10 protein-coding genes are annotated in these 17,269 nt (G+C 44.5%); 4 read left to right on the top strand and 6 right to left on the bottom strand.

All coding sequences use genetic code 11. The annotated features are described in order from the left end of the window. Positions 1 to 165: 165 nt before the first annotated feature. The 4 genes from FIU21_RS04000 to FIU21_RS03985 form a co-directional block, all read right to left on the bottom strand. Positions 166 to 1,389: an MFS transporter gene (locus FIU21_RS04000; RefSeq protein ID WP_004360591.1), complete on the bottom strand. Its 1,224-nt coding sequence runs from the start codon at positions 1,387 to 1,389 to the stop codon at positions 166 to 168. 351 nt (positions 1,390 to 1,740) lie between these two features. Next, entirely contained in the window at positions 1,741 to 5,559 is a 3,819-nt protein-coding gene (locus FIU21_RS03995; protein WP_231291347.1) for a glycoside hydrolase family 2 TIM barrel-domain containing protein, read from the bottom strand. A gap of 82 nt (positions 5,560 to 5,641) precedes the next feature. Next, positions 5,642 to 9,133, bottom strand: coding sequence for a glycoside hydrolase family 95 protein (locus FIU21_RS03990; RefSeq protein ID WP_004360589.1), 3,492 nt, complete (start codon positions 9,131 to 9,133; stop codon positions 5,642 to 5,644). A gap of 253 nt (positions 9,134 to 9,386) precedes the next feature. Continuing rightward, positions 9,387 to 10,682 carry a hypothetical protein gene (locus FIU21_RS03985; protein WP_004360588.1) on the bottom strand — a complete coding sequence of 432 codons (1,296 nt, stop codon included), beginning with the start codon at positions 10,680 to 10,682 and terminating at the stop codon, positions 9,387 to 9,389. 866 nt (positions 10,683 to 11,548) lie between these two features. On the opposite strand from FIU21_RS03985, the gene FIU21_RS03980 reads away from it, so the two are divergent. After that, a complete protein-coding gene (locus FIU21_RS03980; RefSeq protein WP_036886479.1) occupies positions 11,549 to 12,175 on the top strand; it encodes a tetratricopeptide repeat protein in 627 nt (208 codons plus the stop codon). 309 nt (positions 12,176 to 12,484) lie between these two features. Here FIU21_RS03980 and FIU21_RS03975 read toward each other — a convergent pair whose 3' ends face one another. Then, complete coding sequence (locus tag FIU21_RS03975) at positions 12,485 to 14,197, bottom strand: glycoside hydrolase family 10-like protein (RefSeq protein ID WP_036886477.1); 1,713 nt, start codon at positions 14,195 to 14,197, stop codon at positions 12,485 to 12,487. 961 nt (positions 14,198 to 15,158) lie between these two features. Here FIU21_RS03975 and FIU21_RS03970 point away from each other — a divergent pair. Continuing rightward, positions 15,159 to 15,338: a hypothetical protein gene (locus FIU21_RS03970; RefSeq protein WP_036886472.1), complete on the top strand. Its 180-nt coding sequence runs from the start codon at positions 15,159 to 15,161 to the stop codon at positions 15,336 to 15,338. Positions 15,339 to 15,401: 63 nt separating this feature from the next. Here FIU21_RS03970 and FIU21_RS03965 read toward each other — a convergent pair whose 3' ends face one another. Further along, positions 15,402 to 15,833: an NUDIX domain-containing protein gene (locus tag FIU21_RS03965; protein ID WP_004360585.1), complete on the bottom strand. Its 432-nt coding sequence runs from the start codon at positions 15,831 to 15,833 to the stop codon at positions 15,402 to 15,404. Between the two features lie 97 nt (positions 15,834 to 15,930). Between FIU21_RS03965 and FIU21_RS03960 the strand changes: the two genes are divergently transcribed. Together FIU21_RS03960 and FIU21_RS03955 are read left to right on the top strand one after the other, a co-directional pair. Further along, positions 15,931 to 16,743 (top strand): GSCFA domain-containing protein, encoded by an 813-nt coding sequence (locus tag FIU21_RS03960; RefSeq protein ID WP_036886469.1) that lies wholly within the window; start codon positions 15,931 to 15,933, stop codon positions 16,741 to 16,743. 11 nt (positions 16,744 to 16,754) lie between these two features. Further along, positions 16,755 to 17,186, top strand: a complete 432-nt coding sequence (locus FIU21_RS03955) for a Fur family transcriptional regulator (RefSeq protein ID WP_004360583.1) — start codon at positions 16,755 to 16,757, stop codon at positions 17,184 to 17,186. The last annotated feature ends 83 nt before the right edge of the window (positions 17,187 to 17,269 follow it).

Below are 17,269 nucleotides of genomic sequence, written 5' to 3'. Positions count from 1 at the left end.
AGTGTAAACGGTGTTGTCTTAACTCCTTGAACTCCATTTAATTCCTTAACTCCTCGTCATTTCCTCCTTAACTCTGCGTCTAATCTATGAGTCAGCGGTGTTGTCTTAACTCCTTTAACTCCATTTAACTCCTTAACTCCTCCACAAATCCTCCTTAACTCCTCATCACTCCTCCTTCTTCGTCCGAATCTTGTAGCCTGCGAGTCCGTAGTAAAGGATGAAGAGGAAACAAGGGACGCTGACCCAGTAAGAGGTCTGGAAAGACGTTGCATCCTGTACCACACCACGCAGCCAAGGCATCACAGCACCACCGGCAATCGCCATGGTCAGCAGTGAAGCACCAGATTTAGTGAACTTGCCAAGGTCTGCCATTGCCAAAGGCCACAACGCTGGCCACATCAATGAACAGCCTAATGCCATCAAGAAGATGCAATAAACGGAGATAACGGGATCTGGCACTACGGCTACAGCCACACTACCAACGAGGGCAATAATAGCGCAGATACGCATTGCAGCTGCCTGAGAGAGGTAACGTGGGATGAAGATTACACCACAGATATAACCCACAATCATACCCACTGAAGGGATAAATCCGTAGTTATCACCCTCCAAACCTAATGACTTTGCATAACCTGTTGCCGTAGCAAGCGAAATGGTCTCTACACCAACATAGAGGAAGAGTGCTAAACAGCCCAACAATAAGTGTGGGAACTGCAGAATACTTGTCTTACCGTCAGCGTAGGAACTGACTGCTGTCTCGTCTCCGTTCTCACTCTCATCCTCACCTGCAGCCTTCACGTCTGGCAGTGGAGCCATCAATGCGATAACACCCAAGAGCAAAAAGATACCGATGATGATGGTGAATGGCATGTAAAGATCGGTGAGTTGCGTATCGCCAATACCCTTACCAATCACCAAAGTGATGAAGAGGGTTGTCACTGGCCAAGCCAACTTATTACTGATACCCATGCAAGAGATACGACGCGCTGCCGAATCCATCGGACCAAGAATCGTCACATATGGATTGACAGATGCCTGCAGAACGGCGTTGGCTGCACCACTGACGAAACTCGCAATGAGGAACCATGTCAGTGAGTTCTGCTTCGCTGCGAGGATGAAAAGTCCGAAAGCTGCTGCGAAGATAGCAAACGACAAAGCCATCGTACGCTTATAACCGATTGCCTTAATGCAATGGGTTGCAGGAATACCGAACAAGAGGAACGGTATGAAAGTCGCTGCAAGCAACAGACTTGAAGCCGCACCAGAGATGTGCATTGACTTCTCTAATACTGGCATCAGATAAGAGTTGATACCCAAGGCAAAGCCAATAGAGAAGAAGAATAAGCCAATAATGGCTAAAGGAAATAGATAGTTCGTTTTCTGTTTCATAATAAAGATATTTTTTATTTATTACTTCATAACAAGGGTTTTATGCTTTCACTCCTCCTTCAGAGAGAACTTCTGTGAACTTACTAAGGCTCCGCACCAATGGTGTTTACCATCAGCACGCCATGTGCTAAGCCTCCGCACACGCTTTGAAAACGGAAAGAAGTGCACATTATTATAGCTTTGCCTTACTTTATTATCGCTCCATACATGGGGGAAGGATATTTTTAGTCAACCATTATAATTGCCATTTTGAAATATAAAGGCGCACGAGGCACCCATTCCTTAGAATGAAGAATACCACGTGCGCCCCTACCCTACAGTCATATCATAAGCACTGAAGACTGCAAGGCGTTAGTTAACATGAACCTTTCCACCCTGAATATAGAATCCTTTGGCAGGAGGTTCAGGGAGTTTACGACCAGAGAGGTCGTAGACTTGTGCTATTGTTGTCGCTGAGTTTACCACGGCAGAGATTCCGTTTGCGGTATCATCTGCCGCTTCCGAAAAAGGGATGAAACGCACGATATTTGAGTAGGTTTTACCTTTCTGTATCTCATACTGTGGCAATGGACCGGGACCACAAGAGCCATTACCAAGACCACGCTGGATAGCATCAAAGTGTGCTACGGTGCGATTGCTTGTTGGCAACTCCCATTCATGGCGTGCAGTACGCAACTCGGCATCTGTCCAAGGGGTCAGAGAGAAGGCTACATCGCCCGCTGTCTCTACCTTCACACCTGTTCCCTCGTTGTTAGTGAGGGTGAGCCAACGAAGACCAACGCGGTTGCCGTTGCTCTGTGGGTGTGCGAAAGGCTCATACATATCCTTGACTGTCGTCTCATAGAGACCGAAGTCTTCGCCATCGAGGCGGTCGATATAGCTTGCGCGAGGACCACGTGCATAGTAGCGAACCTTTGACATGTCGCTTGGGAAGTTCAGACTAAAGCCTAAACGTCTTGCGCCATTGCCCTGTGCCTCATACGAGCTGGCGAGATCTATCGTACCGTTTGCATTGATTGTGTACTTATAAGTAGCCTTACCATAGTTGCCGTTCTGCGTAACATTCACGGTTGCCGTCTTACCATCGTCAGAGAGTTGGAAGGTAGCAGTCTGTGAAGTTACACCATTGTCGGTTGCAGCATTACCGTAAGCCTCCATAGGACCATCATTCTCTATCCAGCGGTAGCGGTCAAAGCGTGGTCCAGCCTCTGGCATGAAGAGATTCTTCCCATCGTATGACCAAAGGGTGATATTACCCTGTCCGTCGAATGTTACTTTCTGCTTACTATTAGCATAGGTATAACCACCATCGCTATTCTTCGTTGCGTGAAGGGCATCAGCCTTTGTGTTATCAACCTTATCGAGGACCTCTGTGCGTTGTGCCAACTGCTGCTGGAACTCAGCAACAGGATAGTCACGGTCGCACCAGTTCGTTTCCTCCTTCGTATAAAGTCCGATGTTGAGGAAGAGTTCCTTACCTGCAAAGGCTGTAGGGCTATACTTCAAGTCAATGGTTTCAGTACCACCAGCAGCGCAATTCAGCTTCTTAACGATACCATCCTGTACAGGCTTACCGTCAGCAAGGAGGGTCCACTTAAGATAGAACTGGTTGAGATTGCGGTCGAGATACTTATTCGTCAACTTCACCTGACGGCTGTCTTTATTCAAATCGAAGCCCACCCATTGGTAAATACGCTTCACCTCATCCAACTCAGCACTCCATGCACGGTCGGCATTGACAAGTCCGTTGTTAACGAAGTTATACTGATGAGGACCCGGACAGTCATATCCTGTGATATAAGCAGGGAATCCATTCTTTGTCAATTGGTTGTTTTTAATCGCATCATAAGAGTAGATACTCTGATCAACCCAGTCCCAGATACAACCACCAACACCCATCTGAGAGCCTTCCATAGCCTCCCAGTACTCACGCAGGTTGCCCACAGCGTTACCCATAGCATGGGCATACTCGCACATGAAGTAAGGCTTATTCGTGTTCGGATGGTTCACATCAGAGGTCACCGGACCCGTTGTTCCGCTGCGCCAAGCATCCATAGCAGGATACATTACAGAGTGGATATCAGTGCCTTCAGCCTTATCTCGTGTTGATCCCTCATAGTGGATATAACGGTTGTCGAGCTCTTTCACAGCGTTGTAAGCCGCCATGATGTTCAGACCAGAGCCACTCTCGTTACCCAAACTCCAAAAGACAACACTCGGATGGTTGCGGTCGCGGAGCGTATTACGTACGTCACGGTCAACGATAGCACCTGTCCAATCCGTGTTATTGATGATTGTCTTTGAGCCTTCCCAGTTCCTATGAAGTTCCATATCAGCCTCATCAACAACGAAGAGACCGAAGTGATCGAACATTGCCATCATCTTTGCATGACGTGGATAGTGGCTGGTACGAACCGTATTCATGTTAGACTGCTTCATCATTGCTATGTCTTTTAACATAAGGTCGGTGCTGATGCTGCGACCATGCAATGGGTCAGTGTCCTGTGTGTTAGCACCCTTGAGGTAGGTACGACGGCCGTTCACCTCAAGATAACCCTTACTAAGGTCAATCTTTCTGAAGCCATATTTAGTAGAGAAAGCCTCCTCTTCCTTGCCGTCCTGCGACTGACTGAAAGTGAAGGTATAGAGCGTTGGGGTCTCAGCAGACCATAGTTTCACGTTAGAGAGTGTTCCGAAGTCAACTGTCTGTGTCTTCAAACTGTCGCCAGCAGCAAAGACAAAGTCAGATTTCAGCTTCTTCACTTCCTTACCCGATGGGTCGAAGAGCGTTACAGTTACGGTCTTCTGTGCTGCTGTCTTATCACGGTTGCAGACGGTAAGGTCTACAGATGTAGCCGCACTTCCCATAGCAGCCGTTGTAGCACCTGGGGTAACAGTAGACTTAATATAATGGTCTGCCAAGTAAGTCTTTGGTGTAGCCACAAGGTAAACATCACGATGAATACCACTCATATGCCACATATCCTGACCCTCAAGATAAGAGCCATCGCTCCAACGAATCACCTGTACGGCAACATTATTCTTACCAGTGTGGAGATATTTAGTAATGTCAAACTCGCTGACATTGTTTGCTCCTTCTGTATAACCCACTTCATTGCCATTCACATAAACATAAGCAGCAGAGTAGATACCATCAAAGTGGAGGAAGACACGCTTATTCTCCCAGCCTGCAGGCAGAGTGAAATCACGACGATAAGAGCCCACTGAGTTCTTCAAATCACCCTTCATACGAACGTAAGGCTGCTGATCTTCAAACGGATAGTCTACATTCACATACATTGGCAGACCATAACCATTCATCTCTAAACAAGAAGGAACAGTGATATCGTTCCACGCAGAGCCTTCAGTACTTACACCATCGCCCCAGAAGTCGTCCTTGCCGAGCAAGACAGGCTTAGCTCCCTCGCTCCAACGCAACTTCCATGTACCGTTCAGACTAAGGTAGTTTGCACCTGTTGGGTCCAACCAAGGCTTGTCATAACGCTGGGCATCTGCCTTCATAGCCTTCGTTGAAGGATAAGGCATATAGGTGGCATGTGCACGCTCCTTGTTACGCTCATAGACCTTAGCATTCTCCCAGTCGGCACCTTCAGGAATAACCACTGCAGGCACTTCCTTGAACTGTAGCGTAGCAGCTGACGCCTCACTGTTCTCATAACCACAGTAATATCCGTTGACAGAAGAGATAGAACCAAAGGTTACATAATAAGTCTGACCATTCCTTGCAGACACTGCACTCAACTTATAACCACTGCCTTTCTTAGTGATATAAATCTGTTGATTAGGATTGGCGATGCTCTGTGTCCACATACAAGGATAGCCAGAGACTTTCTTTTCTTCGTTGAGTGCCATGTCGAAAGCCAACTCGCCGTCGCCATTTACCAACTGATAGCAGTCCTGCTTACCGCTCACAGCAATGAGTTTCCACTTCTGTGCATCGTTGCCTTCAGCGTAAGTAAGGAACGCAAGACCCGTGTCTCTTAACCATGAATACTTGTAGGGAGTAAGGACATTCTTGGTGTCTTGCCCTACTGAAATTAAATAGGTCTTACCGTGTTCAGGCTTCGCACCCCATGTGCCAGCCCTTAGCACGGATGGTGCTAACGCCAGTAAGAATACGAGAAGACCAATGTTTCTGATTGATTTCATATGAATGAAAGATAATAGATATTTTTAGTTGAACCCATACCTCAGCCTAAGCCGAAGTGTGGGTAAGATGTATAACCTGTGATTAGTTGATTACTTTCGTTGTGCTTGTTGTACCGTTGCTGTACTTCATTTGCTTGATGTAAACGCCACGGCTCCGTGACTGACTTGTCTTTGTACCGTTAAGGCTGTAGTAGTCTACCGAAGCGATGTTACCGTCCTGCGCCTTTTGTACGGCTGCGATAGCGTCTGCAGTCTTAGAAACAATGAAATACACACCGCCCTTCACTGTAGGGAAGCTGATTTCGTCATCACTGATACGCTTTGCCTTAACCGTCTTTCCGTCAGCAGTCGTCACCTTATACTCCTTTGCTACGTTAGCATATTTCACAATACAGGTTATACCCATGTTTGAAACAATCTGTACCTTCGTAGCCTTCGCAGCAGCCCAATCAATGTCAACGGTGAAGTTGCCCACTGCCTTCAAGCCCTTCACTGAACCCTTCTGCCAGAATGTTGTTGGCAAGGCAGGGAGAATCACGAGTTTATCATTATGACTCTGCAGGAGCATTTCGGCTACACCAGCTGTATAACCGAAGTTACCATCAATCTGATAAGGTGCATGAGCATCCCAGAGGTTCTCATAGATACCACCTGCAGCCTCGTTTGTTCCGGTGTCCCAAGTCTGCTGTAAAGCGCGCTTGATAAGGTTATGACAGTGGAGACCTTCGTAGGCACGGGCGTTAAGATTAATCTTATGACCGAGTGACCAACCAGTTCCATGACCATCACCACGAGCTATCAGCGACTGACGAGCAGCCTCAAAGACGGTCTTATCGGCATCTTCACTGATCTGTGTACAAGGATAAAGCCCCATCAAATGAGAGATATGACGGTGTGCCTTATACTCGTTTACACCGATTTTGCTTGGGTTATTAAACTGTGAAGAGTACTTCCACTCACGGAGATAAGTCTGTCCATCAGCAGGATTTACCTCTGTATGGCAACCGTCGTCGAGTTTAGCAAAGTAGGTTGCAAGCGAATCACGGAACGCCTTTGACACTACATCATCACCAAGAACCTTAATCGCCTTGCGTGTGTTATTGAAGAGATCCCAAACCAACTGCTGGCTGTGTGCGGTAGCATTTTCTGTTGGTCCGTGTTCTGGTGACCACTCATTAGGACACTCATAGGTGCCGTCAGCAGCCTTCACGAGTTTCTTAAACCAATAGTCGACAGCCGACTTCATCGCAGGGAATGCCTTTGTGCGCAGGAAATCCTTGTCCATTGTGTAGGTATAGTGCTGCCAGAGGTGCTGGCAATACCACGCATTAGCAACGGTATAGGTGTTGGCAAAGGTAGTACCAGAGCCATAGATGTTATTCTCCGTTGGTAAGGTCCAACCTGTATTCACGTGACCCATGTCCGGTGCAAAGCGACGCCATGTAGGCTTCACACATGCCTCACGATAGATATAATCGAGGAATGGGCGGTGAAGTTCAGAGAGGTTGGTTGGCTCAGCAGGCCAGTAATTCATCTGTACGTTGATGTTCGCATGGATATCAGCGTGCCATGCAGGGGTGTTGTTGTCGTTCCAAATACCTTGTAAGTTAGCTGGGAGCGATATGCCACGGCTTGAACTGATAAGGAGGTAACGACCATAATTGAAGTAGAGTTCCTCTAAGAAGAGGTTGTCATGCTGGTTGTTACGATAGCTGCTGATGAGCTGTGGGGTTGGAATATTGTTCTTCACATCACCGAGGGTCAGCTGACAACGATCGAAGAGCGACTTATAATCGGTCTTATGTGCTGCAAACAAAGCATCGTAACCCTTGTTCTGTGCGCCATTCACTGTCGCTGCTGCACGAGCTGCAAGGAGGTTAGCTCCAGACACATATGTCGGTGCGTCGGGGTCGAAGTCGGTCAAACCACGGAGATAAACAGTCATGCTATTGGCACCATTTACCTCAATAACGCCCTTTGCATTCTTAGTAATCGTACCGCCATCGGTCACGATGCGCGCTACACAATAATAGCTCTCTGGTGTTGTTGCACCATGATCATCTTGGCGAGCGATCTGACCATCGAAGGTAATCGTTGCCTGATTGTTATTATCAACGGTATAACTTACGTTACGTCCGTTCTGATTCTTCAGTGTAAGCGTTGTATTGATTTTACCATTCTGTGAGGCTGTATAGCGAACTACCACACAGCTATCAGGATTGCTTGCGAAGTAAGTACGACTGTATGCTACGCCGTCCATCGTATATCTCACACCTGCTACGGCATCGTTGATATCGAGGTAACGCACGTAGTCTGTTACCTTTGACATTCCACGACTACGGATATAAAGGTTGCCAAAGTTAAGATAATAACCGTAAGCAGCCGTGCTCGTCAGCCCACCAAGCTTACCGCTCCAAAGGGTCTTGTCGTTAAATTGTACGTCGTCAATGGCTACATCGCCCATCAAAGTTGCACCAAACTGACCGTTTCCGATAGGAAGACAAGAGGTCATCCAGTTGGTTGCGGGCTTTGTATACCAAAGCGTGTATTTGTTGGCAGGATTAAAAGTAGCAATACCTGACACTGGTACCAACTCTTCTGCTGGTACAAAGCGCACTACATTGCCCCCATCGCCCAAGTCCCAGAAGCTGATTAACTTACCCTCACCAGCACCTTGGAACATATTAAAGAAGTTACGTCCTGTGGTTGACTTACCAATCTCGAAGCCACCCAATGCGTTATTTGACTCCACCATCGTAAAGAGCGTATCCTTCACGTTGCGAGCCTTTGCAGCGTTGACGTATGAATCGCTGATATAAAGAATCTTTCCACTCTTGCTAACAAAAGCGTATTTGCCGTCTTTCTCTGATACACGCCATAGCATGTCATCAAGATTACCATTATGCAATGAGGCTGTTTGGCAGGTTGCCTTATCCCCCTTGGCACTCAAAAGCCAGTTACCAGTCTGGAACTGGATGTAATAATAAACAGGATTTGCAGCTGTTGAGATGACTGGCATATAGTATGGGAACTCCATGTCATCCTTGCTGACAAAGGTCAACACGTTGTTGATGTCGCCCTTATCCCACAGTCCAATCTCTTGTCCAGCCCTAATCTCTCCCACTTGGTTCATCACATGACTGCCAGTAGAGTCTGGTGCCAACTCGAATGCACCCGTTCCAAAGCTGTTATTCATACTCTGGAAGATGTGGAATGAGGTAATATCTGTAGCCTTAGTAGCCGCCATAAAACGCGAACTATAAGGATTTGTGCCATTGACATAAAGGGTACGACCGCTCTTACTTACCAACTGGTACTTCTTATTACGACCAAAGTTCTCTGCCGCTACCACCTTCCATAACTGGCGATCTCCATTCATAACCTGTGGAACGGCAGTAAGGCACTTTTGCTTTTCGCCCTTGTCTTCCAACACGTTGTTAGAACGAAGATACTTAACGTAATACCAATGCTCATTGCCTTTGGTACTGATGCGAGGATAACCTTGTGCATAAACTTGTCCGACACATACGACAGACAAGAGAAAAGCAGCACAAAGACGCTTACAGATATTCATAATAGAGGATAAGATATTGTGATAATTATTTAATTATTAATGTTGAACAATAAGACGAAAAAGGGGGTTGTATCAAAATGGTGTCAGTGGCAAGTGGTAGAATTACACATGTTGTGCATCTATGCTTAGCCTGCTAACAGACACACCCTCAAGTGTATCCTTCCTTTTGATACAGCCCCTTAACCCCTATCTGCCCTTAGACAACAGCATTGTCATTTGACAAATGGGGGTTAAACTATTTTCATTGTGAAACTTACTTCACAACAACCTTCTTGCCATTTACGATGTACAAGCCCTTAGCAAGACCATTGAGGCTCTTAGCTACCATGCGACCATCGAGGGTGTAGACATAACCATCAGCCTGCTTCTCCTGTACCCTAACGTTAGAAATACCAGTTGCTGCATCCATCTCTGCAATCTCATCATCGCTCAACACTTCATTGATTGGAATGAGCTTAAGGGCGTTGTTAATGTCGTTAACCTTCCACTTACCCATGAAGTGGTGCCATCCTACGTTACCCCATACGTTAAGGAAGTTCTGTGACTCCTTGTCATTGCTATCACCGATAGAGTAGCACTCACTACCCTGATTGCTTTCGAAGATGTAGAGCTCCTGTGGGTCTGTAGTTGCCATGAAAGCACCTGTCATTTTACCACCACCACTTTTGCCGTTGCGTACCCACTCACCAGCCTCGTTCTTCTTATACATATCGTTACCACCTGACATCTCTGTTGCCAAATCAGTGTACTTGATGTACTGACCAGCCTCGTTAACGAGAACTATCTTCTTAGAATCAGCATCGAAATCTGTAATGTGCCATACCTTATATCTGAAGTTTACATCACCCTTTATAAGAGAGTCAGCAATCAGAGTATCCTTGTCTACAGAGAGCATCAGCTTGTTACCTGTAACACCAGCCAAACCAGTAGGACCATATGTTGGGTTGTTAGCTGCAGGTCTGTTGAACTGAATGAAGTAACGAGTACTGTTGTCACCCTGCCGGAAAGTACTGAAATCAAAGTCCCAGTGTGGAATCTCTACCTCAGAAGCCTTGATAAAGTAAACCTTAGAACCATTGTCTGTTTCAGTCCAAGGACCATACTCATTACCTAACTTCTGACCACTGTAGATGTTCACGAAAGCATTACCATCCTTTTCAAGCATCTTGATAGCACCAAAGGCTGCTGAAGGATCGTCATTGTGGTCGATAATTTTGAAAGCCTTGAAGTTCTCGCCAGTATCAGAACCAGCAGCAAGACGCTCACCCGCATTGGTATACATTGTCCAAGTGTTGCCATCAACAGTAACAGTAAATGTCCAAGTCTCATCAGCATTCTTTGTACAAGTCCAAGTCTGCTTTTCAGCATCACCCAAAGAAGCAGCCTTAGCTGTCAACTTCTCACCATCGCCATTAGCTGTAACGTAACCCACTTTCTGGTTACCAACAGCGATGTAGTACTTTTCACCGCTCTCAGGAACTGAAACCCACTGAGCGAAAGTTGTCATTGCGACCATGCACAATGAGAGTAGAGTAAAGAATTTTTTCATAAGTTGTAATAAATAATTGGTTTTTGTTTTATTTTTTAATAGATGTTAGTTTCTACTTCGATTAGGGTTTACTATTTTCTACCGTTAAGTTTATATTTTAGGTTTTATCTTTTGGGCCTTAATAAAGGAGTCACCTACCTTCTTTAAGTCGATGGCAAATATAAACATATTCTTTTAAATATTCATTGTTGCAAATACAATATTTAATATTTTTAACTATTGCTATCCGATAATCGTTAAATCGTTGATGCCCTCATGCTGAATCTTCTTTAGTTAAATAACACCTTATTTCCCTAAGATATTAAGTCGTACGACCAAATAGAATGAGCTTATTCATAGTCATTTAACTCCTTCCAAACAACAAGTTGACACCCTATCAGTAACCATTTGCAGAGCATTCAGTGCCCCGCACCATATGTGCGAAGCATCCGCACACGATGTGCTAAGCACCGACACCACAGCATTAAGCGCATACTTCACCTTTCAGAATTAATATTTTATCCTTATGATTACCCATGTTGGAAACGTTGAAGAAGACTGAAGACTTTTTACAAAGCTATATATAAGGTATATGCCAAGTGAAAACGCCCTCCGTATTTGCGTCTTTTAATAGCATAATCAGCCATTCCGTAGTAAGTTATATACAGACGACGTGAACCATCTCTTTGAAGTTCTGTCCTGCTATTTTATTAAGGCAAGGCAGTATTATGTAACAATTAATTTTTAATTTAATAAAAAAGTATTATCTTTGCCACGAGAAGAACTTTTGCGTTTATGCAAACGCAGAGATAGATATACTTCATTAGAATGGAGGTCAACCTAAACAATAGAATACTCTTATTCTTAAACTTAAAATATTAAAACCTATGAATCGTAATTTTCTTTTGGCATTATCACTATTCATGTTTCTAACATTGACATCCTGCAATGCGCAACGCAATGAGAAACTTTGCTGTGGTCATAAACCTGACCCAGCTGTAATCGAGTTACACAACCAGGCAGTAAACGCATATACAAATCACTCGAACTCACCTGACTCTGTGAAGAAGGCGATGACTTTGCTTGATTGCGCTATTGATAAGGACCCCGACTATCAGCTTGCTTACGCTCACAAGGCGGAATATCTCAAAAATCAAGGTGATTTGATACAGGCGTTAGAGACGCTAAATGCTTACCTAAAGCGTAACCCAACAGAGCCTTACACACTTCTTGGTGCTGGTATGTTCTATGAGAAGTTGGGGAATAAGAAGGAAGCAATGGACTACTACAAGCGTGCTGAAGTAAACTTCAAGAGACTCTATGAGAAAGATAATGATAGTGCACACGAGATAAACCGATGTTTTGCCATCAGGTTAATGGAGGGACCTAAAAAAGCAAAGGCACTGTATGAGGCTGAGAGAGACCGCCTTGCCTCAACCGAAGAGCAACGCAAAATAAATGATGTCCTTGTGATGTCTATCATTGAAACCCCACGTGAACAGTTTTTTAAGTAGACGAGTTTGTCAAGTGGACAAGTGAACCAGTTGCTTGTAGACGGGGTAAAATAAAAGACAAAGTAACAGATGAACAAAGTTCTTTCGAGTAACAAGTGGACAAGTTGACACGTGAACAAGTAAACGAGTTGACATGTTACTTGATAGATAAAAAAAATAAACCAGTTGATAGCAAACAAAGCATATAACTTGTTTACTTATCAACTGGTTTATTCGTTGACTAAAAACTTGTTAACTAAAAAACTTGTTCTTATGTTACTCTGTCTTTACATACCCTGTCTACAAGCAACTTGTTAACCTGTCTACTCGTTAACTCATCAACTTCGAAGCCCTCTTGACCATGAACGAACCTAACATGAAGGACTTCTTCTTGTGGTTATAGACCTTGAGGGAATACATTCCATCGGACAGGGAGCCGATATATAACTGGTTGTTTCTTACCGATTTAGCGTTGATAATGCGGAGGATGACACCCTGCAAAGAGAGGATTACATAACGATCGGCATCCGTTAGCTTTGCTGCAGCAGGGAGGGTGAGGGTGTTACCATCATTAGCGAGCAGTGAAACAGGAGACTTCGAAAGCATTGTAGACTTCATATTCTCCTGTAAAGCAGGTGTTTCTAATCCGTAACGATCCATACCTCTAACCGCAAAATAGAGGTTAGGATTCACGTTCTTCAACTGCAGCGTCTGACCAGTATAACGTACAAAGAGCAAGTTTCGCGCATCCTCAGTATCAACAGGATAGGTGTAGCTGGCGTATATATTATAATAAGGAGTGACCGCCTTCCACCTCAGAATCACCGACTTATCCTCTCGACGTTCTACCAATGAGGAGTTGACAGCATATGGCATGGCAGCCGTTGATGCAACACCCTGCATCTTATGAGGGAGAGAAAGCGTAGCATTAAACTGCTTCTCAAAGTCGTAGACACCCTGCTTATTAGCCGTGAGGAAGTAAGAACGGAAGTGAGCATGTCCCACTCCGAGGTCACGACTGACATACATCTGGCGGGTGAGGTCGCCCAACGTCCAATTACCCTCACGTGGATCGAGGAAGTAAGTACCCAAACCTGTCACTATCTCACGCTTATAAGCATTCTCAACCCAGTCTGCAACAAAAGGGTAATAGTTGTCGCCACGGAAGTATTGCATCGGATAGAGCTGGTCCATCAGTCCTAATCTCATCCACTCCTGCGCCTCTTGTGAAACACGGTCGTGGGCATTGAAATTCTTTGAACTATAACGACTGAGGTCGGCATGCTTACCGATTGGCGAGCACGACATCTTCACCCATGGTTTGATAGCTTTCACCTCGTCATGAATAGCACGCACAATGGCTGTGATATTGCTGCGACGCTGGTCGGGCGTATCGCCATCACGGTAAGAAGGACGTGGCCATCCATCAGGGTAACGGATATAGTCGAGGTTGATACCGTCCACATCATACTTTCTTACAATCTCTCCACAGATAGAGGCAAGGTAAGGTGCAACACCGGGATCGGCAGGGTCGAGATAAGAACCCGTTGAGAAGTTTCTAATTCGAAAGCCCTTCTTCATCAGCGTTCTACAGCCCAATGAGTTCTTTGCACCCACCGGAATCGTCGCTATCCATGCGTGAATTTCCATGCCACGTTTGTGACATTCCTCTACGGCAAAGCCGAGTGGGTCGTAGCCATAACCCGGTGCCCTACCCTCAACGCCAGTGATACACTGGTCCCAAGGCTCAATATCCGACGGATAAATCGTAGCTGCACGCACACGTGCCTGCAAGAGTACGGTGTTGATATTTGCCTTCTGATATTTATCGAGAATGTCAATGAGTTCCTGCTTTTGCAGTTTGATGCTTTCTTCCGACCGTGCGTAGTTCTTCGGCCAATCAAGGTTAGCAAGTGTCGTAAGCCATACGGCACGCGTCTCTCGCTTCGGCATGCGCTTCGTAAGATAGTCGGAGAGATTCGTCTGTGCTTGTGTTGTCATCGTTATTACGCAAAGGAGCGTAAATAAAAAAAGCTTCTTCATATATGAAATGATAATATACGTGATTCTGAGCGACTAATTAACCTGAGTTCAATGGGGTATAAGTATCTGTAAATTCAGTGATTAATGAAATTCCACCCCCTTATCCTGTGCGCTCTAAAGAACTACAAACAGAAACCACAATAGCCACTGAGGGCAAAATTACTAAATTATTTCGTATGGCAGATGACTTCTATTCGTTTTTTAATATATTGTGACGAAATACACGTTAAATCCACACTAAAAAGCGGTTTATGCGGAAGGAGGAGTGATAAAGTCTGTTTGCTTCAGTCATTTAGAACGATAAGGCTACTACCTAAATTGAGGACATTTGACGAAATGTCACACAGAGAAACGGAGTGTATGGAGGTTTTATTTAAACATACACAACCCACAGAGGCACCGATGGTGCAGGGAGCAAAGGAGTATAACAGCAATATTTAATCCCTTATTAGTAGAGAAATGTAAGCTATTTTCATGCAGTTCAAAACCGACACATGCTCTTTTGGCTTCTTAAAGACGCCTAATTGGCTTGCAAAAGATGCCCTTTAAGAGCCTTACTAACGCCCTTTTGAAGTCGAATTAAGCACCTTTTGAAAGCCTATTTTGCAACTACTTGATAACAAACAATTTACAGTGGTACTAAAACAGTTCACTTTTAAGCTATTTTCCTACCTTTTCTTCGAATATTTTGTCAATATATTTCTTCGCCTTACTACGCTAAAATTCATTCAGGGGAACGGAGGTTATGGAGGTTTTATTTAAGGATAAGTTGCCCACAGAGGCACCAATGGTGCGGGGAGCAAAGGAGTATAACACGACCATTTATTGGAAAAAACAAAAGACAAAGATATTACAAGGAAAGCATTTGATATATAAAATCACAGAATTAATTTGGAACTTTCATCCAAATAAATTATATTTGCAAACAGAATCTACTAACAATTAAAAAGCAATTAAAGGTATGAGAAGAACTATTCTAATATTATTGCTCTTTATTATTGGCAATGGCTTATTGTTATTGGGAATAGATTTTAAGCCCACAATACCTATTATTATAGTGCAAATTATGAGCCTCTGGGGAACTTACAAACTGATAAAAGATTCTAATCTTTCCAAGAAGAAGGAGGAGAAATCAGCTTAATTAGACTAATTGGACTAATTAGGCTAATTAAACTTATTGTTCTCATTGACCATCCAACACCCATCAGCCATCACCTAACACCCTTTCTGCCTCTTGGAGGATTTCCTTATGGTCAAACGCTAAGTCGGGAAGTTCGGTCAAGAGGAACCACTTTGCTTGCGCTGCATCGTCCAAACCGCTGACTTCTGCAGGTTTGTCAAGAATCGTGTAATAAGCCACAGTGATGATACGCTCGCGTGGATCACGGTCGACAGCATCAAAGATACCAACACGATGCAGTTCGCCAACCACTAAACCAGTCTCTTCTTTCAACTCACGACGAGCAGCATCAACGGTTGTTTCGTCAATATCCATGAAGCCACCGGGGAATGCCCATTTCCCCTTACAAGGTTCGTTTTTCCGCTGAATCAACAGCAGTTTCATCCCCTCATCAGTTCGGGCAAAAACAAGACAGTCAGCCGTTACGGCTGGGTGTGGGTAATTGTATGTGTACATTAGCTAAAATTTATAAAGGAACTTTCTTTGGCAAAAGTATGAAAAATATTCTTTCCGTTTGAATATTCTATCCATTTTTTTCTTACCTTTGCGCTCAATGGAATTTAGAACAATTGTCAACATCCCCCGTCCAACATTTGAGTTGGAACCTTGTGAGCGGATTCTTTTTGTAGGGTCGTGCTTTGCCGACAATATTGGTAAGCGATTCGAAGAAGAGAAGTTTCGTGCCATGGTAAACCCCTTCGGTGTTATGTATAACCCTGTTTCAGTGCTACATACGGTGAAGAAGGTGGCAAACCATACGTTTGACACAGCCGTATTCACATTGGGAACAAACCATGTCTATGTGGAGCGAGCTACAGGCGAGATTGTTGACAACTGCCAGAAACGTCCACAACGAGAGTTTGAAGAGCGCGAACTTACGGTTGAGGAGTGTGCCGACACACTGAGCGAGGCGATTACCCTACTACGCCAAGCGAATCCAAAGGTCAATGTCATCATCACGGTCAGCCCTATCCGTTATGCCAAATATGGCTATCACGGAAGTCAGTTGTCAAAGGCTGTACTGCTGTTGGCTACCGACAAGGTGATCAAGGAAGAAGGTGAGAGGGTCTATTACTTCCCAGCCTATGAGATTGTGAACGACGAACTGCGCGACTATCGTTTCTACAAAGCAGATATGCTGCACCCCAACGAGCAGGCTGTAGAATACATATGGGAACAGCTTGTGGCAACCTGTTTCTCCGCAGAAGCCAAACAGTTTCTTAAGGAATGGCTACCTATCAAAGAGGCGTTGGCGCACCGCCCGTTTAATCCAGAGGCAGCGGCTTATCAGGATTTCATAAAGAAAACAAAGGAAAAAGCCAAGATGTTGGAACTAAAATATCCCAATATAGAATTGAATTTATAACTATGGAAGAAATGAATGACAAGCAGATTGAAGCACTGCTGAAAGCACATGGTATTAGACTGACCGCAAATCGCATTCTCATAGCACGAACACTGTCAGGATTGGACAACCCAGCCTCTATGAAAGAGTTGGAAGCAAAGATCCAAACGATTGACAAGTCAAATATTTTCCGTACACTTTCATTGTTCAAACAGCAACACTTAGTACATCAGTTGGAAGACGGAAATGATATAGTTCGCTACGAATTATGTCTCAGCGATGACGATGAAGAAGATGAAGACATGCACGTACACTTCTATTGTGAGCGTTGCCATCGCACCTATTGCCTCAATGACATACACGTTCCACAGGTCGATTTGCCTGCAGGATACGAACAATCATCCATCAATTATATGATAAAAGGAGTGTGTCCTAAGTGCGCTCACCGATATTATATTAAATGATAAGACGAAAAAACAGCAAGGATAATACGCTGTATTAAGACTTTTCATTATCTTTGCATAAGATATAAAACAATTTAGATAGT

The sequence above is a fragment of the Prevotella melaninogenica genome, assembly GCF_013267595.1.
GTDB classification, from domain to species: domain Bacteria; phylum Bacteroidota; class Bacteroidia; order Bacteroidales; family Bacteroidaceae; genus Prevotella; species Prevotella melaninogenica_D.
Note: the sequence above shows the minus strand (reverse complement) of the source record. Positions and strands in the feature narration are given on the sequence as shown.

Excerpts from the sequence above, each read along its gene's own strand:
- FIU21_RS04000 (WP_004360591.1), bottom strand. The coding sequence starts at position 1,389 with ATGAAACAGAAAACGAACTATCTATTTCCTTTAGCCATTATTGGCTTA.
- FIU21_RS03995 (WP_231291347.1), bottom strand. The coding sequence starts at position 5,559 with ATGAAATCAATCAGAAACATTGGTCTTCTCGTATTCTTACTGGCGTTA.
- FIU21_RS03990 (WP_004360589.1), bottom strand. The coding sequence starts at position 9,133 with ATGAATATCTGTAAGCGTCTTTGTGCTGCTTTTCTCTTGTCTGTCGTA.
- FIU21_RS03985 (WP_004360588.1), bottom strand. The coding sequence starts at position 10,682 with ATGAAAAAATTCTTTACTCTACTCTCATTGTGCATGGTCGCAATGACA.
- FIU21_RS03980 (WP_036886479.1), top strand. The coding sequence starts at position 11,549 with ATGAATCGTAATTTTCTTTTGGCATTATCACTATTCATGTTTCTAACA.
- FIU21_RS03975 (WP_036886477.1), bottom strand. The coding sequence starts at position 14,197 with ATGAAGAAGCTTTTTTTATTTACGCTCCTTTGCGTAATAACGATGACA.
- FIU21_RS03970 (WP_036886472.1), top strand. The coding sequence starts at position 15,159 with ATGAGAAGAACTATTCTAATATTATTGCTCTTTATTATTGGCAATGGC.
- FIU21_RS03965 (WP_004360585.1), bottom strand. The coding sequence starts at position 15,833 with ATGTACACATACAATTACCCACACCCAGCCGTAACGGCTGACTGTCTT.
- FIU21_RS03960 (WP_036886469.1), top strand. The coding sequence starts at position 15,931 with ATGGAATTTAGAACAATTGTCAACATCCCCCGTCCAACATTTGAGTTG.
- FIU21_RS03955 (WP_004360583.1), top strand. The coding sequence starts at position 16,755 with ATGAATGACAAGCAGATTGAAGCACTGCTGAAAGCACATGGTATTAGA.